The organism is Bordetella tumbae (assembly GCF_965139195.1).
GTDB lineage: Bacteria > Pseudomonadota > Gammaproteobacteria > Burkholderiales > Burkholderiaceae_B > Bordetella_A > Bordetella_A tumbae.
In genome coordinates this window covers 19,969-41,300 of record NZ_CBCSJH010000027.1, presented here as the reverse complement: position 1 = coordinate 41,300, position 21,332 = coordinate 19,969, and the positions used below count along the sequence as shown (strand labels likewise).

The window sequence follows — 21,332 nt, the reverse complement described above, 5'->3', positions numbered from 1 at the left end:
TTCACTCGCTATTTACGCCGCATCGCCTCAGTCGACTTTCAGTCGACCGTCTTTTGCTGCCTGTGTTGCAACCGCATACTCGGCGTTCAACACCTGCGTAAACTCTGCCGGCGTACTGGAATAAGCCACACTGCCGAGCTCAGTCGCGCTCTTGACCGCCTGCGGATCCTTGACCGCCTGCGCGATCAGATTCGCCAGTTGATCCCGCAGCTCCTTGGGCATGCCACTCGGCCCCAATATGCCCACGTAGGTAGTGCCGTCGATATTGCCAAATCCCAGTTCAGCGATCGTCGGCACGTCTGGAATAATGGGATCCCGCTCAGGCCCCAACACGGCCAATGCCTTCAATGCACCGCTCTTGATATGCGGCAGGCAGCTGGGCACCTGATCGAACATCGCATCGATCTGCCCGCCGAGCAGACTGATCAATGCAGGGTTGGCCCCCTTGTAGCTGAGCACCGTGAACTGCGCCTTGAGCAGGCTTTCTGTCTGGATCAACGCCAAATGATTCGGCGTTCCAGGCCCCGAGTGGGCCGCGTTGACCCGCCCCGGTTCTGCGCGGGCATACTCGGCAAAATCCTTCAGTGTTTTGAAACGCTCGTCATTCCCACGGGCCAGCAACACCATCGAGCTCTTGTTCACCAGGCCCAGCGGGGTAAAGCTGTCGCGGCTATAGCTGGTCTTGACCATCTGCGGCACCGTGACGATGACACCGGCCCCGCACAGCAGCAAGGTATAGCCATCCGGATCAGACCGCGCCACCTGTGACGCCCCGATCGATCCGCCAGCGCCGCTTTTATTGTCCACCACCACGGACTGGCCCAGCACTTTTGCCAATGCGGTGGCAATGGTCCGGCCCACAATATCCGTATTGCCCCCGGGCGCGAACGGCACGACCAGCGTCACGGGCCGGCTCGGATAAGACTGCGCCCAGGCAGGCCTGCCGATCGCGGCGCCCACACATAAACCCGCCCCGAGCTTGATCATGCTGCGGCGTTGAATATTCATCTGTCGTCTCCTCTCTTATTGATCGCGTATGGTTTAACGGTCAAAGCGCAACACTGCCGCCATCGCCGCTTCGATTCGTTGGCGTTGTTCAGGCGAGGTTGCCGGCATCGGTGCACGCGGCAGCCCTGCTTCGCAGCCCTGGAGCGCAATCGACGTCTTGATATTCGCGGGCAAGTTATCTCCCACCAGCGCATTCCAGAATGCCAGCATGGCGGCGTGCATCTCGACGGCCTTCACATGATCGCCGGCCTGAACGGTGTTCCATAAATTGACGCATACGCCAGGCAACGCAGCCGGCGTCGCGGCGATCGTGCCGTGCGCACCGAGCGCGAACGACGAATAAAGCAACGCGTCCACAGCGGAATACACCTTGCATCCCTCGGGCACGCCCAACAGCAGATCGGCCATCAGCTTCAGATCGCCCTGGCTTTGCTTGATGCCTTGAACGCCGGGTAATTCGGACATCAGGCGAATCATCTGAGCAGGATTCAGATAATTCCAAGGCACGACGTTATAAATAATGACCGGGGTATCCACGGCCTGTGTCAAGGCCTTGAAATGATTATGCGTGGCCTGCTCATCCGGCTTGAACAGATAATGCACCGGGGTCACCTGCAGTGCAGCGACAGACAGATGCTCGATGGCCTTAGCGCGATTGATGGCATCCCGGGTGCTATTGGAAATAATCCCCGCCACGATAGGCACCTGTCCCGCGACCTCGGCTGCCGTGATTTCCATCACGCGCTTGAACTCGTCGATCGTCAGCGTGTGGCCTTCGCCAGTGCTTCCACCCGGGCAGACACCGTGTACTTGCTTGTCGAGATTAAACCGAATGACCTTGCGCAACGCAGCCTCGTCAATGCTGCCATCTGCCGTAAAGGGGGTAACGAGCGGCGGAATAACGCCGGTGAGATCCAATCCCATACACACTCCGTTTGCAAAAACAATCAATAGGGGTACTATCCCTTTCGCTGAGCTCGAACTATACACCAACTAACATGTTAGTTATATGTTAGTGATAACCCGTAGATCAGGCACAATCAAATTTATGTCCGGCTTGCTGTATTCGACCTATGAACACAACCTCTGTTAAACCCCGCTCGGCAAAGTCGTCCAGCGGCACTGCTGCCACGGCATCGCTCAGCCAGCGCGCCCTCGCCTACCAAGGATTTCGCCAGCAGATCATCGACGCCCGCATCCTGCCAGGCCAGTTCGTCTCTCAGCGCGAGCTGATGGAAATGCTGGAAATGCCGCTTGCGGCGGTCAGGGAACTCATCCCGCGTCTAGAGGCGGCAGGGCTGATCAAAACCGTGCCACAGAGAGGCCTGCAGATCGCTACCGTGGATATGAAGCTGATCCGCAATGCCTGGCAAGTCCGCACGATGATCGAACGCGAGGCGGTGATCAATTTCTGTAGAGTCGTGAATCAGAGCTCGATCAATGAGCTCATCGAAAGCCACGAGGCGATCCTCAAACGCGCGCTGGCATCCACACCTGACGACGCACTGGAGCGCGATGCCCAATCCGTCGACTGGGGGCTGCACGACCAGATGGTCGATGCCATCGGCAACGAAATTCTCTCGGAGATCTATCGGGTCAATAGCCTTCACGTGCGATTGATTCGCTACGATGCCCAGTCGATGCGGCCTGTGCAGGTCGTGCCCGCCATGGAAGAACATCTGGGGTTCTTGAGGGCCTTGGCTGCCGGCGATCACGAACGAGCGCTTGCGAACATGATGCAGCACATCGAGCAATCGAAACACCGTGTGCTGGAGGGCATGTTCGGACTCGAACGCGAGGCATGATAAACAGATATCGCGATGCCCTGCGGTGAGGAAAACACAACGCCCTGATCGCTCAATCGCGACACCGCTCTATTTACGCTTGCTGATGACCCTCGCCGCACGCATGACCAACGGCCCCAGTTCTTGCCGCGCGCGGTCCAATGACCAGCGCGGCTTGGGAACAGAAATATTCACTGCCCCGATCGGCGTACCCGTTTCGTCATAGATGGCAGACGCGACGTTCACATCCCCCGCATAAAACTCCTCATCCGCATAGCCATACTGATCATGGCGCGCTTGCTCAATCAACGTTCGTAACGCAGCCATGTCGGTGGTGGTGCGCGGTGTGTGCTTGATCGGTGTGACAGTCCTCAGCTTCTGATCGAGTTCCGCAGGCGATAAATGCGCCCATAAAGCACGCCCCGACGCGGAGGATATGCAAGGAATACGCGAGCCGACGGGCATGTACTCCGGGATATGGCGCGCCGGGGCAACCCGCATCACAAAGACCATGTTGTCCCCGTCATCTGGGACGCTCAGGTTGACGATTTCTCCGCATTCCTGATTGAGTTGATGCAGCACCGCGTGCGCGTGTTGGAACAACGGCTGCCGATACAGATAGCTGTACCCCAGCCCGACGCCTTTGACGGTCACGCTATAACGCTTGCTGCGTGCGTCCTTCGATAAATAGCCTGTGCGCTCCAGCGTGTACGCCACGCGCTGCGCCGACCCCATCGTGATGCCGTTGATCTGGGCTATCTCCTGCAAACTCAGCGAAGCATGGGCTCGAAACGACTCGAGCACCGACAGCCCTTTCTCCAACGATTGGATCATCAGTGCGGAAGGCTCAGACATTCAAACTCCGAAATTGGCGGAACGTAGATGGCAGCCAGGCGCAGTCATAGCCCTCCCTAGGGAAACCCAGACGTTGCCGCGCTCACGGGCTTGCAGTATAAATTCCAAACATTATATCGCTATACACTTTTATTTATCGTATAGCGATAATAAATAGCAAAAGAAGAGGTAACCGTTGCAGCACAGAAGCAGTCAATCAGCCGCATTCCCGGATCATGTCGAGGTCGCCATTGTGGGCGGCGGCATCATCGGCATCAGTACCGCCTACGCCCTCGCCCGCGCTGGCGTCCGGACCGCCGTGTTTGAAAAGGCGGCGCTGGGCTGTGAGCAGTCTTCCCGCAATTGGGGATGGGTCAGGACGCTGGGACGCGATCTGCCAGAGGTCCCGCTGGCGATACGTTCGAACCAGATTTGGGGCGAAATCCAGGAACAAATAGACGTGGGATTTCGCCGTACAGGCATGCTGTACTTGCAGGACAATGATGCGGACACATCCTCGCACCAAGCCTGGATCGACCATGCACGAGCCTATGGCACCGATGCGCATCTATTAGATAGTGCGGCAGCCAAACGCCTGCTGCCCCAAACCGCCCGAGCCTGGACCGGGGCCATGTACAGCGCCACCGATGGCGTTGCCGAACCCCAATTGGCGACAACCGGGATCGCCGCATTGGCGCGCGCCGCAGGCGCTCAAATTCTGGAGGACTGCGCCGTGCGTGGTGTAGAGCAGTCCGCGGGGCGAGTATCCGCCCTGCTCACCGAAAAGGGGCGCGTCGAAACCACCACAGTATTGATCGCCGCCGGCGCCTGGTCCAGGCTGTTTTGCGGCAACCTGGGGGCTGACTTTCCCCAGCTGAAGGTTCGCGGCTCGGTACTACGTACGACACCCATCGATACCGGCTCGACCGCAGCGATCAACGGCAAGGACTTTACCTGCCGCAAGCGCGCAGACGGCGGCTACACCGTATCGCAGTTCGGCGCGTCGATGGCAGATGTCGTCCCCGATAGTTTCAGATTGATGCGTTATTTCATGCGCTCGTGGCTGGCCAATCGCAGCTTTGTGCGATTGAGATTCGGCAAACGGTTTTTCGAAGAGCTGTCCCTGCCTCGCCGTTATCCCGCGGATCGCGAGTCGCCATTCGAACGCCATCGCGTGTTGGATCCGCACCCGTCGATGCGGGGCAACGCTCAGGCCTGGAAAAAATTGACGGATGCTTTTCCGGCGTTCCATAACGCCCGCATCGCACAATCCTGGGCGGGCTACATCGATGTCACACCGGATGCGATGCCTGTCATGGACGCCGTCCCCGATGTGCCCGGCCTGTTTCTGGCATCGGGATTTTCCGGTCACGGCTTTGGTATTGGACCTGCCGCTGGCGAGGCCATGGCTCAGCTCATTCAGGGCCAACAGACCACCGTTGACTTGAAGCCATTCCGCTATGACCGATACCGTCGCTAAGCCATACGCATAGCGCCATGCCGGCGCCTCACCTCATTCATTCAGTCCAAATAATCACCTCAATAGCAAGGGAATTAGTTCATGGTCAGCCACACCGCCGATTTGCACCGCCAAGCCACGATTGTCGATGGACTGGTTTTCTTTAGTGATGGCAGTACCCGCGACATGTTGAGCGGCGGCGTGAGCGCCATCAACGTCACGATCAGCGACATGGGCGCCGATTTCGAGCAGGCACTCAAGGACGCCATGCTATGGCGGCAACGTTGTGCGGCGCCTGATAGCCCCTGGCTGCTTGTCGAAAATGCCGAAGACATTGCGCGCGCCAAGCGAACCGGCAAGCTCGGACTGATCATGGGTTGGCAAAATGCCAAACCTCTCGGCGATCAAATCGACCGTGTCGCGCTTTTTCACACACTCGGCATTCGTGTCATTCAGCTGACCTACAACGAGGCAAACCTGATCGGCGACGGATGCCTTGAAAAACGCAATGCAGGCTTGAGCGATCTGGGACTGAATATGATCGACGAGATGAACCGCGTCGGCATAGCAATCGACCTGAGCCATTGCGCGCCCCAGACTTGCCTGGACACCGCGGCACGCAGCACCCGGCCCGTCTTTCTGACCCATGCCAACGCCAACGCAGTGATCAAGCGTCCACGCAACAAGTCGGACGACGTCATCAAGGCAGTAGCAGCCACGGGCGGCGTCATTGGCTGCAGCATTCACGCCTACCTCAACTGGAGTGGCGATCCGAAGAAACAACCACTGCTGTCGGACTTCGTCGCGAACGTCAAATATATCGGAGACCTGGTGGGCTACGAGCATGTAGGCATAGGCACCGACTATCCGTCCGTCGACACCTATGAGGCTGTACGCCACGTCATGGTGATGTCGCGTACCAAATACGCCAAATCCGGCGGAGATTTCTCTGATGCCTTTGGCGATGTGATGGAAGCACGATACCCCGTCGAGATGCCCACCCCGGCACAGTTTCCCGCCTTTACCGAAGCGCTGCATCAGGCCGGGTTGAGCGACAGCCAGATTCTGGGCGTGCTCGGCGGCAATTTCGCCCGTGCATTTGCGCAGGCCTGGGCCGCCAACTGAATCTCGCGGAGATCATCATGACATCACTCGTCAGCAGCATTCGCAATGCTGCCCCACAACAGCCCATTGCGCGTTGTGCCAGCGTTACCGCCGCCTTGGTAGCCAGTATGGCTGCGATCTTCCCTGTCACAGGATCCGCAGCGGATGACTACCCCACCCGCCCGGTGCATATCATCGTGCCCTATCAGGCGGGCGGGTCGACGGATACTGTCATCCGCAAATTTGCCGAGCTGGCTGCAGGCAAACTGGGGCAATCCATCGTTATCGAGAACCGGGGCGGCGCAGGCGCGACGCTCGGTGCGCGCGCCATCAAAACGGCAGAACCCAACGGCTATACGCTCGCTATCCTGCCCAGCCCCGTCTATCGCATGCCGCACATCCAGGATATGGGCTATGACCCCACTCGCGATTTCACCTACATCATGATGCTCAGCGGGTATACATTGGGTGTCGCGGTACCCACGGCGTCCCCTCATAAAACATGGGGCGAATTCATCAGCTTTGCCCAACAGCATCCGAACGAAATCACTTATGGCACAGCGAGCGTGGGCAGCGCCTCGAATGTCATGATGGAACAAATCGCGACCCGCAACAACGTGACGTGGCGTCACATCCCGTATAAAGGCGAATCGGATGTCATCACGGCAGTACTGGGTGGCCAAGTCTCTGCATACGCCGGGTCGACAACGGTACAGCCCTTGGTACAGGCTGGAAAAATGCGTATGTTGGTGACGTGGGGCGCGCAACGCAGTGCGCAATATCCTCAGACTCCCACCTTGCACGAACTGGATGGCACCCCGCCCGCCAATGCGCCGTTTGGTATTGCAGGTCCCAAAGGCATGCCGCCTCAGACAGTCGCCAAGCTGCATGCCGTATTCAAAGACATCGCAGAATCTGATGCCTTCAAACAAATCCTGACTCAGTATGGGCAGGAACTGGTCTATATGAATGGCGAGGATTACGCGGCCTATGCGAAAGAGCAGTATCAGCAAGAAGCCGAAATTGTTCAAAAACTGGGATTGGCCTCGAAATAGCCCTCTGCCCTGCCTCACGCGTGCCGGAGATCACCATGTTGACTCGTTCAGTTGTGTTCTTGAAATTGCAATCCAGTATCCGCCGCGCTGCGCGGCTCACCGCAGTAGCCGGATTAGTGGCAGCGCTGCCTGCCACCATCCAGGCCGCCGAATCCTGGCCTGATCAACCGATACGCCTAATCGTCGGCTACCCGCCCGGTGGAGGAACCGACACCGTCGCACGCGTCCTGGCACAACAGCTGGGCAAAGAGCTCAACCAGACCGTCGTCGTGGAAAACCGGGGCGGCGCCAGCGGTACCATCGCAGCCCAACAAGTCGCCCGATCCGCGCCCGACGGCTATACCGTGATGTTCGCCACCGCATCGCCATTGACGGGCGCACCACTGACAGTAAAAGGGCTCACTTATGACCCGATGAGTGATCTCGTCCCCGTCACACGCATCGGCGGGGGTCCATTCATCCTGGTGGCGAATCCGAAATTTCCGCCCAATAACCTGCGCGAACTGGTCGACTACGCAAAGGCGCATCCAGGCGAGGTGAACTACGCCTCGCCTGGCATCATGACCGCCAATTATTTCTTTTCCGAGCAATTGAACATGGACTCGGGTATCCACACGGTACACGTCCCGTATAAAGGCAGTTCGGCCCTGTTGAACGACACCATGGCGGGCCAAGTGCAATACACCCTGGATACCCCGGGCACAACGCTGCCGCTGATTAAAAACGGCAAACTCAAGGCACTGGCCGTCTTCAGCGAACAACGCCTGGAGCGGGCGCCAGACATCCCGACCGCGAAAGAAAGCGGCTTTCCGGCATTGGTAGGCGGCTCATGGTATGGCCTGCTGGTACCGAAAGGAACGCCGCCTGAAATCGTCGATGCCTTGTACAGAGCAACCAAAACCGCATTGAAAAATCCCGACGTCCGCCGCACCATGGAGGATAGAGACGTCATTATCGAGGGCAGTTCCCCAGCAGAGTTTCGAAAATACTTGACCGCGGAATTCGACCGGTGGAAATCCGTCACGCAAAAGCTCGGCATCACGCCACAATAATTCCGCTCGCTCTTCGAGAACGATCACGCTTGACCACCTACTAGAGATTGCCATGTCCACTACGACATACGCTCCCGACCTCACTGCAGGCAGCGCCCCCTCATCGATGCGTCCCACCCTGGCTGGCCTGAACCATATGATCTCGGCTGGCCACTACCTCGCCACACAAGCGGGTATGGACGTTCTGCAGCAAGGCGGCAACGCCATCGATGCCGGCGTCGCGGCGGGCATTGCGCTAGGTGTGGTCCAGAGCGATATCGTCAACGTTGGCGGTGTGGCGCCCATCCTGGTCTACGAAGCAAAATCAAATAAAGTATGGAGCATTTCCGGGCTGGGGTACTGGCCTCGCGCTACCCGCCTGGAAACATTCATGCAGAAATTCGGCGGGACCATTCCCGCTGGCGTTCTACGTACAGTCATCCCGGCCGCACCGGATGCCTGGATCACGGCGCTGGAGCGTTTTGGCACAATGAGTTTTGGCGAGGTCGCCGCCGGCGCCATACGGCTGGCTCGCGAGGGCTTTGTCATGTATCCCCTGATGGCAGAGGTGATAGCCGACAACGCCAAAAACTACGCCCGCTGGGCCTCGAGCGCCGCTGTCTACCTGCCTGGCGGCAAGCCTCCTGTCGCTGGATCCATCTTTCGTCAAACCGATCTCGCCGCCAGCCTCCAATACATGGCAGATGAAGAGCGCACCTGCCAAGGCAGCGGCCGACAGGCAGGTCTCGCAGCCGCACGCCGCGCCTTTTACGAAGGCGATATCGCAACCGCTATCGTCAACTATCACAAACAAGAAGGCGGTTGGCTGACCCATGAGGACTTGCGCGATTTCTCTGTCGAGGTGGACCCTGCACTGAGCATCGACTTTCGAGGCACACAGATCCATAGCTGCGGATTCTGGTGTCAGGGCCCGTCGCTGCTGCAAATGCTGAACATCCTCGAATCGCGAGACTTGCGTGCGCTCGGCCACAACTCCGCCCCGTACATCCACTTGCTGACCGAGGCCATCAAGCTGGCCTTTGCAGACCGCGAAGTGCACTATGCCGACCCGCGCTACGCCACCGTGCCGCAACAGGAGCTGCTATCCAAAGCCTATGCCGCTGAACGCCTGGCCATGATTGCGATGAACCATGCAGGCCCCGACATGCCGGCGGCAGGCCGCTTGCCACAGAATCGTCCTATCCCTATGCAGCCCGCGACGGCTGACGATACGGCCCGCACCGATCCTCGCTTGGACACTTCGTATGTCGCCGTCGTTGATAAAGATGGCAATGCGTTTTCCGCGACTCCCAGCGACGGCTCATATAACACGCCTGTTATTCCGGGCACGGGATTGTGCGCATCCGGGCGCGGCAGCCAATCCTGGGCGGATCCCGAGCACCCTTGCCGCGTCGGCGCAGGGCGCCGCCCTCGCCTGACGCCCAACCCGTCCCTGGCAATCAGGCCTGGACAATACGCCATGCCCTTTGGCACACCCGGAGGGGACGTGCAGTGCCAGGCGATGCTGCAGACCTTTCTGAATATCGAAGTGTTCGGTATGGAACTGCAGCAGGCTATCGAAGCCCCTCGCTTTGCGACGTTCAGTTTTCCCTCATCGTTTGAACCCCATAACGCGATGCCTGGCCGTCTCATGATCGAGGATATGGTGGACCGCAGCATCGGCGATGAATTGACCGCGCTGGGCCACGCCGTGCAGTGGTGGGCAGGCCGCAGTTGGCGCGCCGGCGCAATGTGCGCGGTGAAATATGATCAACAGACAGGAGTCCGATGGGGTGCGGCGGACCCGCGCAGGCCGGCGTACGCCAGTGGTTGGTGACGTCAAAAACATTTCCACACCAAAGCACATAGCAAGCGACAAGCTGTGCTACACCATGGAACTCGAGCGCGGCGGCATGCGCGACACTGGCGCACAAGGCGCTATGCTATCTAATGATCAATTAACGTTTTTCATTTCGAAAAAACGAATAAAAGGATAGTCATGTCCCGCCATATTTCCATGCGCCATCTGCGCTGTTTTGTCGAGGTCGCCCGCAGCGGCACCTTCACCGCCGCATCCGCCCGGTTGTACATGACGCAATCCTCGCTCACAAATGTCATCCAGCAGTTTGAGGAATCCGTCGGCGTAAAACTCTTCGACCGCAGCACGCGGCGCGTCTCCATGACTGCAGAAGCCGAACGCTATCTCGTCGAGGCCGAACAACTCATCAAGCGCTTTGACGCATCCATTTCCGATTTGAGAGCTTTCGCCAGCTTGCAGCGCGGCCATATACGACTCGCAGCGGCCGCATCCGTCATTGATTACTACCTCTACCGAGTCATAGATATCTTCAAAAAGGACTTCCCGGAGATCACGATTTCCATCCGGGATGCAGGATCAAGGCAGGTAGAGAAAATGGTCGCCGAAGGTACCATCGACTTCGCGATTGCTGCCCCCCATCAAGGCCTGGAAGACCTGATGTACAACCCGCTGCTCACCGACCGCTACGGCGTGATCGTCGACAAGGATGATTCTCTGGCGAACGACACAAGTGCACTGAATTGGAACAGGCTGGATCCGGAGCACTACGTCGGATTCAGCTCCGATACGGGAATCGACTCATTTCTGCGAAAGCACGCGCAAGGCTTCCGTATGCGAGACGGCCATCGCGATGAGGCGTCGTCAACCACATCACTGTTCTCGCTGCTGAAAATACCGGGGCGTTACTCCATCGTGCCCGCACTCACTGCCACACATGAACTGGCGACTGAGCGCCTGAAGTTTCGCCCCCTGAAAGGACCGGAACTTTCACGCGAAATATGCCTGATCTCCCGCCGGCTTCGCTCGCTCGCACCAAGTGCCGATGCTTTTCTGAAAACCTTCGAACAGATCCTGCAAACCACCCCCACCCCCAAGCATGTCAAGATCGCAGTCAATCCATCGAAATCCCGGCCTGTTTAATGATCTCCTTCAGCTTGATTGTTTCCGTACGGATACGTTCAGCAAGTACCGCCGCAGTCCCTCCTTCAATCACAAAGCCCATCTCTTTCAATTTTTCCTGATTAGCAGGGTCTTTCAGCGCCGTATTGAACGCTTGATTGAGTTTGTCGACAACGGTCGATGGCGTTCCTGCTGGCGCGAGAATGCCATACCAGGCGGTCAGTTCATAGCCAGGAATGCCTGACTCCGCAACAGTCGGTAGATCGGGATGAGCAGCAAGACGCTGCTTACTTGTGACGGCCAATGCGCGTAATCTCCCCTCTTTGACCAACGGCATCGCCTCGGGTACGACAGCGATCATAAAAGTGGTTTGATTGCCGATTAGATCCGTCAGAGCAGGAGCACCGCCCTTATAGGGCACATGCACCAGACTGACTCCCAGCTTGCGCTTATAAAGCTCTGCCCCCAAATGGGATGGCGTGCCGCTGCCGGCCGAGGCGAAACTATAGGCAGCTTCGTTATTCTTCAAAAAGGTATTGAGCTCCGTCATCGTGCGAGGAGACAATTGGCCATTGATCACCACCACATGGGGCAAGGTGCTGGTCAGAATAATAGGAGCAAAATCTTTCTGAGGGTCAAAGGGCAAGTTCTTGTATAGACTGGGATTAGCAGCTAATGCAGTCGATGTTGCCAGCACTAGCGTATAACCATCTGGCTTTGCCTTGGCGGCATAACTCGTACCGATATTGCTGCCCGCCCCGGGGCGGTTCTCAACAACGACCGGTTGCCCCAATTGCTCGCTGACACTCTTACCCAGCAGCCGGGCCACCAAATCGGTTGACCCTCCCGCCGCGTACGGAACGACTATACGAATGGGTTGATCAGGATAGCTGGCCAATACGGCTGGTGCCGCCATACCGGCAGCCAATATCAACAGCGCTCTACAGAAACTGCGTCCGGTGATTTTCATACATTCCCCTTGAGATCATTGATATATGAAAGGCGGTATGTTCCGCCCCAAACCCTCGAGCCGCGCAGTATGGCTGCGCAGCTCAACGACTACGATGCTGCCAACGTATATCCTTGCTGCTGATCGCGATGACTCATCTGCGCTACGCGCTCGACACGTGGACCATAGCCTCCGCCACCGGGTGTCCTCATGATGATTTCATCACCTGGCTGTATCCAATGTGGCTGTCGACTATTCACTGCTTGACCGTTAATCAGCAGCGCTCCGCAGGCGCCATCCTCGCCCCCCGCAATACCGGGAGCCGCAACAGTGATTCGCTCCGTCATGAAGACAACCGACATCGGTGCGTGATGCCGGCTGACAAAACAAATCTCCTGCCCCAAGCCGCCTCGATAACGCCCCTCTCCACCTGAACCGCTGCGAAGCGCTTTGTATTTGAAAAGTAGCGACGCCTCCCTCTCCGCAACCTCCACAGGAGTCGGAGAGATATTGCTGGGCCATGCCATCACTGAAGCTCCGTCCTTGCTGGACGATGCGCCCATGCCTCCGTTGTAAAACAACACGATGGCAAAAGGCTTTCCATTACTGCGAGTGCCACTAAAGTTGGCAATCCACAACGGCGAGCCCGCACCCGCAATCACCGCCTGCGGAATGACTTGCGCCATCGCGCCGAACACAACCGTGGGGACGTAATGCCCGGTGCAAGCACGGCCGCCGACGGGTGCCGGCTGGCGAGGATTCAACAAGGATCCTTCGGGAGCCATGACCTTGATGGGGCGAAACAGGCCATCGTTATTGGGCAGGTCGGGCAGGAGCAAGGACTTGATCGCGTAGACTGACATCGCCGTGGTGTACGGCAGGACGCAATTGATTCCTCGAGCCTGCTGGGGTGAAGTGCCAGCGAAATCGCAAGTGATGGAGTCGCCTTCGATTGTCACTTCGATGGCGTACCGGAACAACTCCTCAAAGCCATCGGTGTTCATCTCATAACGGTATTTCCCGTCGGGCAAGGCGCTGATCGCTGTCCGCATCGCGGCCTCGCTGCGCTCGAAAAGTGCCTGTGCCAAACCATCTATCTCACTCAGGGCGTATTCGGACAAGAGCGCATCAAGCCGGCCATCGATCAACTCCAACGCCCCGACCTGTGCCCAGATATCTCCGACGGTCTGTTCCGGCGTACGAACATTGGTGCGCAGGAGTTGCAGCAACGTTTCGTCCACCTTGCCGTCACGCAACAATGGCATCAAAGGAATATGGAATCCCTCTTCGAACAGCTCTCGTGTATCCACCGAGCGGATCTTGCCGCCGATGTCGGGGACGTGCGCAGTAGAGGCCGCGAACGCCACCAGCACACCCTGGTGAAACAAGGGCTTGACCAACGTAACATCATTCAGGTGTCCGGTGCCGACCCAGGGATTATTCGTGATGTAGATATCGCCTGGGCGCATCGATTGCGCCCCGAAACGTTCGATCACGGCTTGCGTCGTGCGTGGCAACGTACCGATGAACGACGGAATACTGCCGCTATTCTCCGACAACGATCGCCCCTGCGAATCCGTCATCACAACAGCGAAATCATTCGCCTCTGTCGAGAGCGTAGAAAACGAAGTACGTACGATCAGCTTGGCAGCTTCGTTGACGATCGAGCGTATCCGCGCCCAGAACACCTCCAGGAAGATCGGATCCGCCGCCACATCGGGGGAATAAGGCTTGTTCATGCTTGCTCCAGAATATCGACGATGAGATTTCCGCTGGCCGATTGTGTGACTCGGCCCCGGGGACCGACAACGAGCGTTGAACCGGCGTCCTCGACCAGCAACGGGCCCATCGCCTCGAATCCCGCCCGCAGACTGGCGCGATCGTAGACAGGCGTATCGGCGTAGTCGTTGTATTCGCGGAAATACACTTGGCGGTGCGCCTTCGGTTGAGCGTTTGCCCCCGCCTCCAGCACCTCATTTGGCGGCGCCTGCCGCGGTGGAGCTTCGCCCGAGACCCTCAGATTCATCAGTTCCACGGGGACATCGGGTGGCGTCCTGCCGAACTTTTCTCGATATCCCTCTTTGAAAGCCGCAGACAGGATCTCTCGCACCTCAGCTTCTGACGCAGCCCCCTCGCCATGATAGGGTCCTGCGGGCAATGCCACCGTTAACGTGAACCCCTGCCCCACAAAGCGGCCATCCGCATATCGCGCCAAGCGCACCGGCCCAAAGGTCGCTTCAAGACTATCGAGCGACTGACACACCTGACTTTCCAGATCTCGAAATGCTTGCTCCAGATTTTGCAGCGAATCCGTATCCGGGCGCACGCTGACCGTACGCGAACGATCTGTCCGTGCCGCTGCGACCAGCAAACCATAGGCGGACGCCACGCCCGCCGCTGGTGGACAAACCAGCTTGCGCACCCCCACCTTCTGCGCCACGTAATAACCATGCAACGGGCCGCCGCCTCCGGTGCATAGCAGCACGAAATCGCGTGGATCCCGGCCTCGCTCGGCAACGTGTACACGCGCTGCGCCAGCCATGTTCTCAGCCACGATATCGTGAATACCCCAGGCCACACCGACGACGTCGCGACCGACTTGCTCACCCGTCGCCGCGAGCTGCTGACGAGCCAGAGGCACGTCAATTTGCATCGTGCCGCCAGCGAAGTACTCGGGATTCAGATACCCCAGCACCAGATTCGCGTCCGTTACCGTCGCATCCTTGCCGCCCAAACCGTAGCAAGCAGGCCCTGGTTCAGATCCCGCGCTCTGCGGGCCGACTTTCAATAGACCCAATGCGTCACGATGCGCGATACTCCCGCCGCCCGCGCCGATCTCAATCAAGTCCACCGTAGTGATGCGAATCGGCAAGCCACTGCCCTCGGCAAAGCGCTTTTGCCGAGCCGCCTCAAAACCATAAGCAATTGCCGGATTGCCATCTTCGACCAGACATAGTTTGGCAGTCGTCCCGCCCATATCGAAGGCCAACAGATTGGATAGAGAATCTCGCAAGCTGTAGTGCGACGCAGAAATCGCGCCTGCGGCCGGCCCTGACTCCAGCAACTCGATAGGTGCACGACGCGCCTCATCGACGTGGCAAAGACCGCCATTGGACAACATCATCAACACGTCAGTGGGTAGGCCCAGTGCCTCCAACCGCTGCTGCAACGCCGTGAGATAGCGACGAGCCAACGGCTTGACATACGCGTTGGCACAAGTCGTCGACATACGTTCAAACTCGCGAATGACCGGTGCGACCTCGCTCGACAAGGTAATGTCCAAATCAGGATACACGGCGCGCAAGGCGTCTCGCACAGCGACCTCATGTCGGGGATCGACATAAGCATGCAACAGGCACACCGCGAGAGACTTCACCCCCTCATCCACCAGCGGAGCCACCGCACGCCGCACCTCATCGAGGTCGACTGGCGCGAGCTCCTCGCCGCCAGCATCCATCCGGGCGCTAATCTCGGCACGCCAGCGGCGCTGCACCAATGCGGGCGCCGCTTCGATGTTCAAATCATACAGATCGTATTTGCGCTCATTGCCGATCTCGACCACATCGCGAAAGCCCTGCGTCGTCAATAGGCCAGTCGCCTCGCCACGCCGCTCGATCAAGGCATTGGTAAACAAGGTCGTAGCATGAACAATACGCTTGACGTCCGCTGGCTGAATGCGGCATTGCTCGATCAACGATTTCACACCATTGGCCACACCCTCGGCCGGGTCCCCATGAGTGGTCAGCACCTTGAGCGACTGCAGGGCTCCCCCGTCATAATTGAGGGCAACCACATCGGTGAATGTGCCCCCTATATCAATCCCTATAGCCCAGGTCGACATGTGCACTTTGCTCCTTCAGATCGGAATGATGGAATGAATGCCAACCATGATAGAGAGATGACTCTCATGATTCCAACGAAAATTATCGGCTTATTATTCTGTTTTTACGATAAATAGAAAGCGCCGTATTGTTCCGGAATCCATCCTGCACATTTTCCACACCATGCAGACAAACCCGGCTTAATCCGTCTCAGCGCTATCAGTGGATACGCTACGACCGCCATACCACCAGCGGTGCCATGGCGGCGCAATATGTCCATCAGCATGTGGGCGAAGTACGAGGCGCCATGGAACTGGTATCACGCAAACTAGATGCCGACAGCAGAGGTCGGCGGGCACTACTACAAGCTATCCGAGCCGGCTTGGCGCGAGGTCCTCAGGCCGCGCGGCTCATCGCGAACGAATAGAATGTAAACGAGCTCAACGACGGGCCATCGACAACGGCTCAAGCGCAGCCAGAAAATCAGCCGGAATCGGTGCTGGCCGACGGGTTTGCTTATCGACATAGACGTGCACAAAGTGTCCCGCAGCGCGCGTCTCTGTGTCGCCTACTTTAAAGATACCAACCTCGTATCGAACACTCGATCGGCCAATATGCGCGACACGCAGACCTGCCTCGAGCGCATCGGGAAAGGACACTGACGCGAAATACTGGCAACCGGTTTCAACGACCAGACCAATCGTGCTGCCCGATGTAAAGTCGAGCACGCCACACTGGATCAGATAGTGATTGACCGCCGTGTCGAAATACGAATAGTAGGTCACGTTATTGACATGCCCATACACGTCGTTGTCCATCCATCGCGTCTGGATCGGGACAAAGACGGGATAGTCGTTACGGCTGATGGGTTGTGGCCTGCTCATACTATCTAGTCCGACGAGACGAAGGATAGGCCACGTCGTGGCTGGCCAACATTGATTCAGGCAGTGTGCTGATGAACTCCGCAAAGCCCTTTCCACTGACCGCGATATGCTCGATCATTGCCCGCACGGCGGCGTCTTCGTCGCCTGCGATGATGGCATTCGCAATCAGCTGATGATCCAACGCAGACTGCCGCATACGCCCGGGTAGCTGGAACGGGTTGCGGCGATAACTCTGCGTGCGCCGCCGAGCCATGCGGACTTGCTCGGCCAGGAACCGATTACAACAGCCTTGGTATATGGCCTCGTGAAAATCAGCATTTGCCTGGCCATAGGCGACCAAGTCATCCCCGGCACTCAACTGCAGACACAACTCCATTGAGTCCAGCATCATTTGCCGCCACGGCTCTTGCATCCTGCGAGCCGCCAGTTTCGCGCAAGAAGCCTCCATCTCGGCCAACAATTCAAACATCGCACGCAACTCGCTAATCGACATCCGCGCAACGAATATGCCCTGCCGAGGCACAATCTCCACCTGCCCTGCCATGGCTAGCTGTTGAATCGCCTCGCGCACCGGGGTCCGCGACACGCCAAATCGATCTGCCAGCTTGCGTTCGTCCAACACATCGCCAGGCAACAATGCTCCGTTGTCGATGTCGGCCTCGAGAGAAGCTCGGATATCGATCGCCAAACCAGTTTTTTTGGTACTTCCAGGTGACATCTCAATTTCTTCCATGGCATCAGTGCAGAACGTCCTGCAGCACCAAGGTAAAGGCGGGCACATAGGTGACCAGCATCAACACGGCAAACATGGCCAAGATACATGGCCAGATCGCCCGCGTGACTTCCCCTAACTTGAGCCCACTTACGGCCATTCCAACAAATAAGCAGTATCCAACAGGCGGCGTAGCCATTCCCATGGCCACATTGGTAACGATGATAGTTCCAAAATGAATGGGGTCGACCTGAAAACTAGCGGCGATTGCCATCAGCAGCGGCCCCAGGACAACCATAATAGCAATTTCGTCCATGATTGCCGCCAGCAACATAAACATCACGTTCAGCGCCAGCAGCATTTGCCATTTTTCGTGGATATGCGCAGTCAGCCATTCGGTCAGATGATGCGCCAACTGCGCTTGTGCCACAATGATTCCAAACCCGCTGGAAAACGCGATGATGGACATGATGATCGCCGTAACAGAAAGCGCGCGCCAGACAATCGCTGGAAGGTCATTCAACTTCAAGCGGCGCTCGATCACCGTCCCGACAAAGATGGCGTAGACGCAGCTGACAACTGACGCCTCCGTCGGGGTGAATATTCCTCCATAGATCCCGCCCAATACGATGACGGGGGCAAGCAAGGCCCAGATTCCACCTCGCAGGGCGTCTCGCACCTCGGCAAATGTCGCCCTCGGAATCGTCGCCACCTTGTGTCGCTTGGCATGCAGATAGCAGATGATCATTAGACTGATCGCCATCAGCAAGCCAGGCAGGATACCTGCCGTAAACAGCCGTGAAATTGACTGTTCGGCGATAACTCCCCAGATCACAAAGGCAATAGATGGCGGGATAAGCGGGGCGAGAACACCTGCGCATACGACAAGCGCGACGGCAAAGCCCCGCTGATAACCGCGTTGCGTCATGACGGGAATCATGATGGCGCCAATCGCCGCCGTCGTCGCCGGCGCTGATCCTGATATCGTCGCAAAAATCAACGCGGCGACCACAGTCACGTGTCCAAGGCCCCCTGTCAGGTGGCGAACAAAGACATCGGCAACACGCACAAGGCGCTCAGACAATCCTCCGGCGCTCATCAGTTCGCCGGCAAGCATGAAAAATGGAATAGCCAGCAAAGAAAAGGATTGCGTGCTTGCCACGAAACTCTGTGATAGCAGGATGAGATCAATATCTGCGATCCACAGCGCCCCTACCACGACCAGCCCAATGGCGAAAGCAAATGGCACGCCAATGACAACCAGGCTGCCAAAACCCGCAGACAGCATCCAGGCGAGCGCGCTCATCGTTGCCCTCCTGCTCCGTACACCACACGTTCCAGAGCAAATATGGTGAGCAAGATTCCAAATCCAGGCGCTACGGCATGCAGCAATTCCAACGGGTACTCTGACGCCGCCGACAACATCCCACGGGTTTCGAGCATGTAGTCGATCCCCGAGCGCACCAGCGCTATCCCCAGACCCACGACGCATAAAGCAATGATGCGCTCCACCAGTGCCCTACCTGCCGGCGGCAACGAGTCAGGCAACAACGACATGCGCGCGTGCAATCCGTTACGCACGACCAACGCCGTAGAAATAGCGATAATCCAGGCAAAACCCAGTAAAGCGATCTCCTCACTCCATGACAGCGCCTGACCCAGCAAGTATCGCGAAAACACCTGCAACGTCAGGACGAACAACATGATTAAAGTCAGGGCCACGACCACCATCCGCAGCCCCCGGTCCAATCCATCAAAAAACCGATGCATGCGCCCTCCCCCCTGGCATGATTACTGGGCACTGTTGAGGGCTTGATCAAGCAACGCTGATCCCACCTTGGGGCGATACTTGTCATATAGCGGCGCGACGGCACTCCGAAACGCCGACACATCGGTGATCTCATTCACGGCCATTCCGTTATCGGCCATGACTTTGCGTAAAGCGGCGTCATTCTGAGCGCTTTTGACACGTTGCGCATCGGTGGCCTTCTTGCCGGCCGCGATCACTTGTTGTTGCTGTTCGGGCGTAAGCTTGTTAAAGGCGCGCTTGGATATCAACAGTAAATTCGTGGAATAGCTGTGGCCAGTTAGCGAAAGAAACTTCGTGACTTCGTATAACTTATTGCCCGCAGCGACCGCCAACGGTACTTCCAAACCATCAATCGTGCCCTGTTGCACGGCAGTAAAAGTTTCGCCCCACGCCATGGGCACGGCCGAACCATGCATGGCATTGAACATGTCTATGAATACCGGATTTTGCATCACCCGGTACTTCACGCCCTTGACGTCTTCCGGGGCGGCAACGGGGCGTTTATTGTTGAGCATATGGCGAAATCCTCCCTCGGTGAACCCGAGCACAATGACGCCTTTGGCTTCGAGCTTCTTCGCCAACTGTTCTCCTACCGCCCCGTCCAGGACCTGATACGCATTGTTCGCACTGGCGTAAAGAAACGGCAGATCATTCAGCCCAAAAGCAGGCTCCAGCTGAGCCACAACGGAATTAGTAATGACCGCAGCGTCGACCGTCCCAAAGCGCAGCCCCTCCAACATTTGCTTCTCGTCGCCCAACTGCCGATTCGGGTAGTACTGCACCGTAATACTGTCGCCAGCGCTCTCTTTGAGCGCATCGCTGAAATAATGCGCAGCAAGCGCATAGGGATCGTCAGGACTGTCAGTCGTGGTCCAGCCGATTTTCAATATCGATTGTGCCCATGCACCAGCAGGTATCACCAAGGATAGTGCCAACGTTGCCAGCCAGGCTTTTGCCGTGTATTTCATGTTGTCTCCTCTGTGGATTTTTTATAGCGTGTAGATAAAGTCTTTAAGGATCTGGTTAAACAGTGCAGGTTCTTCCAGATTCAGTACATGACCGCTTCCTGGAAATACTGCCAATCTGGCACCGGGCCAGTTACCGGCGAGATATAGACTCGGCTGCAGACACGGTGCGTCCTGATCACCACATAGAATCAACGCGGGCAGCGAGGTCGTGCGCAGTTGTGCCTCAAAGTCCCACAAAGACGGTCTCGAACCCTGAACTCCTCTCAGCGTATTAGCGAGCCCTCGCGAATCATGCTCAGCCAGCTGGGAGAGAAACTCCGCAAATCCCCGTGGATCCTTACGCTTGTAGCTATCGCGAGTCAGGTCCACATCGCAAGCCCGCACAAACGCTCCCGTGCCTTGCGCGGCGACTTGATCGGACATGGCTCGAAAGGCAGCCTGCTTGCTGTGATAGAGCTGCGGTTCGGATCCCGAGCCACAACTCGCTATCGTTGCCGAACGCACCCTTGCCGGGAAATCTAGGGCGATCTGCACCGTGACAAAGCCCCCCATGGACAACCCAACGATATGAGCCTTTTCAATCCCCAAATGATCCAACAGGGCGATTGCATCGCGCGCTGACTGCTGTTGGGAATAAGAACCAAGGGCCTCTGGTACACCAGAAGGCAGATAGCCACGGGCGCTATACGTGATGCAAGTGTGACTTCGTGCCAAGGCACGCACCTGGGGCTCCCAGCTTCTGAAGTCGCCCGCCAATTCATGAATGAACAGGATAGGGCTGCCGCTTCCCGTGACCTCGTAATAGAGGGAGGTGTCATGTACCTGGGCGAAAGGCATTGCTGAACCATTACTCGAAAGAATATTAATGGCCGGAATTTTGTATTAGATCCCTTTCTGGCACATCAGTGTTTTCCATATGTTTTAATTAAATTAGTCGTGGTATACCTTAAACACATTCAACAAATACCAAAAAAG

At 57.4% G+C, this 21,332-nt stretch carries 19 protein-coding genes; 7 read left to right on the top strand and 12 right to left on the bottom strand.

Annotated elements, in window-relative coordinates; all coding sequences use genetic code 11:
- Positions 1-27: 27 nt before the first annotated feature.
- Both ACNA0J_RS21810 and ACNA0J_RS21805 read right to left on the bottom strand, forming a co-directional pair.
- Positions 28-1,008, bottom strand: a complete 981-nt coding sequence (locus tag ACNA0J_RS21810) for a Bug family tripartite tricarboxylate transporter substrate binding protein (RefSeq protein ID WP_415820986.1) — start codon at positions 1,006-1,008, stop codon at positions 28-30.
- Between the two features lie 33 nt (positions 1,009-1,041).
- Positions 1,042-1,932: a dihydrodipicolinate synthase family protein gene (locus ACNA0J_RS21805; protein WP_415820985.1), complete on the bottom strand. Its 891-nt coding sequence runs from the start codon at positions 1,930-1,932 to the stop codon at positions 1,042-1,044.
- A gap of 149 nt (positions 1,933-2,081) precedes the next feature.
- Between ACNA0J_RS21805 and ACNA0J_RS21800 the strand changes: the two genes are divergently transcribed.
- Positions 2,082-2,813, top strand: a complete 732-nt coding sequence (locus ACNA0J_RS21800; protein WP_415820984.1) for a GntR family transcriptional regulator — start codon at positions 2,082-2,084, stop codon at positions 2,811-2,813.
- Between the two features lie 69 nt (positions 2,814-2,882).
- Here the strand turns inward: ACNA0J_RS21800 and ACNA0J_RS21795 are convergent, their stop codons facing one another.
- Positions 2,883-3,647 (bottom strand): IclR family transcriptional regulator, encoded by a 765-nt coding sequence (locus ACNA0J_RS21795; protein ID WP_415820983.1) that lies wholly within the window; start codon positions 3,645-3,647, stop codon positions 2,883-2,885.
- Positions 3,648-3,822: 175 nt separating this feature from the next.
- Here ACNA0J_RS21795 and ACNA0J_RS21790 point away from each other — a divergent pair, with 175 nt between their 5' ends.
- From ACNA0J_RS21790 to ACNA0J_RS21765, 6 genes are all read left to right on the top strand, one after another.
- On the top strand, positions 3,823-5,106 hold the full coding sequence (locus tag ACNA0J_RS21790; RefSeq protein ID WP_415820982.1) for an NAD(P)/FAD-dependent oxidoreductase: 1,284 nt from the start codon (positions 3,823-3,825) through the stop codon (positions 5,104-5,106).
- 81 nt (positions 5,107-5,187) lie between these two features.
- On the top strand, positions 5,188-6,210 hold the full coding sequence (locus tag ACNA0J_RS21785; RefSeq protein WP_415820981.1) for a dipeptidase: 1,023 nt from the start codon (positions 5,188-5,190) through the stop codon (positions 6,208-6,210).
- Positions 6,211-6,227: 17 nt separating this feature from the next.
- Complete coding sequence (locus ACNA0J_RS21780) at positions 6,228-7,244, top strand: tripartite tricarboxylate transporter substrate binding protein (protein WP_415820980.1); 1,017 nt, start codon at positions 6,228-6,230, stop codon at positions 7,242-7,244.
- Between the two features lie 35 nt (positions 7,245-7,279).
- Complete coding sequence (locus tag ACNA0J_RS21775; protein WP_415820979.1) at positions 7,280-8,296, top strand: Bug family tripartite tricarboxylate transporter substrate binding protein; 1,017 nt, start codon at positions 7,280-7,282, stop codon at positions 8,294-8,296.
- Between the two features lie 52 nt (positions 8,297-8,348).
- Positions 8,349-10,112: a gamma-glutamyltransferase family protein gene (locus ACNA0J_RS21770; protein WP_415820977.1), complete on the top strand. Its 1,764-nt coding sequence runs from the start codon at positions 8,349-8,351 to the stop codon at positions 10,110-10,112.
- Between the two features lie 162 nt (positions 10,113-10,274).
- Positions 10,275-11,234, top strand: a complete 960-nt coding sequence (locus ACNA0J_RS21765; RefSeq protein WP_415820975.1) for a LysR family transcriptional regulator — start codon at positions 10,275-10,277, stop codon at positions 11,232-11,234.
- Here ACNA0J_RS21765 and ACNA0J_RS21760 read toward each other — a convergent pair.
- From ACNA0J_RS21760 to ACNA0J_RS21720, 9 genes are all read right to left on the bottom strand, one after another.
- On the bottom strand, positions 11,206-12,183 hold the full coding sequence (locus tag ACNA0J_RS21760) for a Bug family tripartite tricarboxylate transporter substrate binding protein (RefSeq protein ID WP_415820974.1): 978 nt from the start codon (positions 12,181-12,183) through the stop codon (positions 11,206-11,208). The two genes, ACNA0J_RS21765 and ACNA0J_RS21760, sit on opposite strands and share 29 nt — an antisense overlap.
- Before the next feature lie 89 nt (positions 12,184-12,272).
- Positions 12,273-13,901: a hydantoinase B/oxoprolinase family protein gene (locus ACNA0J_RS21755; protein WP_415820973.1), complete on the bottom strand. Its 1,629-nt coding sequence runs from the start codon at positions 13,899-13,901 to the stop codon at positions 12,273-12,275.
- Positions 13,898-16,003 (bottom strand): hydantoinase/oxoprolinase family protein, encoded by a 2,106-nt coding sequence (locus ACNA0J_RS21750; RefSeq protein ID WP_415820972.1) that lies wholly within the window; start codon positions 16,001-16,003, stop codon positions 13,898-13,900. Before ACNA0J_RS21750 ends, ACNA0J_RS21755 begins: the two co-directional genes overlap by 4 nt.
- Positions 16,004-16,423: 420 nt before the next feature.
- The gene (locus ACNA0J_RS21745) at positions 16,424-16,867 is read right to left on the bottom strand and encodes an acyl-CoA thioesterase (RefSeq protein ID WP_415820971.1); all 444 of its coding nucleotides are present in this window, start codon (positions 16,865-16,867) and stop codon (positions 16,424-16,426) included.
- Position 16,868: 1 nt separating this feature from the next.
- Positions 16,869-17,585, bottom strand: coding sequence for a GntR family transcriptional regulator (locus ACNA0J_RS21740; RefSeq protein WP_415820970.1), 717 nt, complete (start codon positions 17,583-17,585; stop codon positions 16,869-16,871).
- Positions 17,586-17,604: 19 nt separating this feature from the next.
- Entirely contained in the window at positions 17,605-18,867 is a 1,263-nt protein-coding gene (locus ACNA0J_RS21735; RefSeq protein WP_415821026.1) for a TRAP transporter large permease, read from the bottom strand.
- A gap of 14 nt (positions 18,868-18,881) precedes the next feature.
- A complete protein-coding gene (locus ACNA0J_RS21730; protein WP_415820969.1) occupies positions 18,882-19,349 on the bottom strand; it encodes a TRAP transporter small permease in 468 nt (155 codons plus the stop codon).
- Positions 19,350-19,370: 21 nt separating this feature from the next.
- The gene (locus ACNA0J_RS21725) at positions 19,371-20,357 is read right to left on the bottom strand and encodes a TRAP transporter substrate-binding protein (RefSeq protein WP_415820968.1); all 987 of its coding nucleotides are present in this window, start codon (positions 20,355-20,357) and stop codon (positions 19,371-19,373) included.
- A gap of 21 nt (positions 20,358-20,378) precedes the next feature.
- Positions 20,379-21,194: an alpha/beta fold hydrolase gene (locus tag ACNA0J_RS21720; RefSeq protein WP_415820967.1), complete on the bottom strand. Its 816-nt coding sequence runs from the start codon at positions 21,192-21,194 to the stop codon at positions 20,379-20,381.
- Positions 21,195-21,332: the final 138 nt, after the last annotated feature.

Coding starts and splice junctions, on each gene's coding strand:
- ACNA0J_RS21720 (WP_415820967.1), bottom strand. CDS start 21,194: ATGCCTTTCGCCCAGGTACATGACACCTCCCTCTATTACGAGGTCACG.
- ACNA0J_RS21805 (WP_415820985.1), bottom strand. CDS start 1,932: ATGGGATTGGATCTCACCGGCGTTATTCCGCCGCTCGTTACCCCCTTT.
- ACNA0J_RS21745 (WP_415820971.1), bottom strand. CDS start 16,867: ATGAGCAGGCCACAACCCATCAGCCGTAACGACTATCCCGTCTTTGTC.
- ACNA0J_RS21730 (WP_415820969.1), bottom strand. CDS start 19,349: ATGCATCGGTTTTTTGATGGATTGGACCGGGGGCTGCGGATGGTGGTC.
- ACNA0J_RS21780 (WP_415820980.1), top strand. CDS start 6,228: ATGACATCACTCGTCAGCAGCATTCGCAATGCTGCCCCACAACAGCCC.
- ACNA0J_RS21740 (WP_415820970.1), bottom strand. CDS start 17,585: ATGTCACCTGGAAGTACCAAAAAAACTGGTTTGGCGATCGATATCCGA.
- ACNA0J_RS21775 (WP_415820979.1), top strand. CDS start 7,280: ATGTTGACTCGTTCAGTTGTGTTCTTGAAATTGCAATCCAGTATCCGC.
- ACNA0J_RS21765 (WP_415820975.1), top strand. CDS start 10,275: ATGTCCCGCCATATTTCCATGCGCCATCTGCGCTGTTTTGTCGAGGTC.
- ACNA0J_RS21785 (WP_415820981.1), top strand. CDS start 5,188: ATGGTCAGCCACACCGCCGATTTGCACCGCCAAGCCACGATTGTCGAT.
- ACNA0J_RS21800 (WP_415820984.1), top strand. CDS start 2,082: ATGAACACAACCTCTGTTAAACCCCGCTCGGCAAAGTCGTCCAGCGGC.
- ACNA0J_RS21810 (WP_415820986.1), bottom strand. CDS start 1,008: ATGAATATTCAACGCCGCAGCATGATCAAGCTCGGGGCGGGTTTATGT.
- ACNA0J_RS21795 (WP_415820983.1), bottom strand. CDS start 3,647: ATGTCTGAGCCTTCCGCACTGATGATCCAATCGTTGGAGAAAGGGCTG.
- ACNA0J_RS21725 (WP_415820968.1), bottom strand. CDS start 20,357: ATGAAATACACGGCAAAAGCCTGGCTGGCAACGTTGGCACTATCCTTG.
- ACNA0J_RS21755 (WP_415820973.1), bottom strand. CDS start 13,901: ATGAACAAGCCTTATTCCCCCGATGTGGCGGCGGATCCGATCTTCCTG.
- ACNA0J_RS21750 (WP_415820972.1), bottom strand. CDS start 16,003: ATGTCGACCTGGGCTATAGGGATTGATATAGGGGGCACATTCACCGAT.
- ACNA0J_RS21735 (WP_415821026.1), bottom strand. CDS start 18,867: ATGCTGTCTGCGGGTTTTGGCAGCCTGGTTGTCATTGGCGTGCCATTT.
- ACNA0J_RS21760 (WP_415820974.1), bottom strand. CDS start 12,183: ATGAAAATCACCGGACGCAGTTTCTGTAGAGCGCTGTTGATATTGGCT.
- ACNA0J_RS21770 (WP_415820977.1), top strand. CDS start 8,349: ATGTCCACTACGACATACGCTCCCGACCTCACTGCAGGCAGCGCCCCC.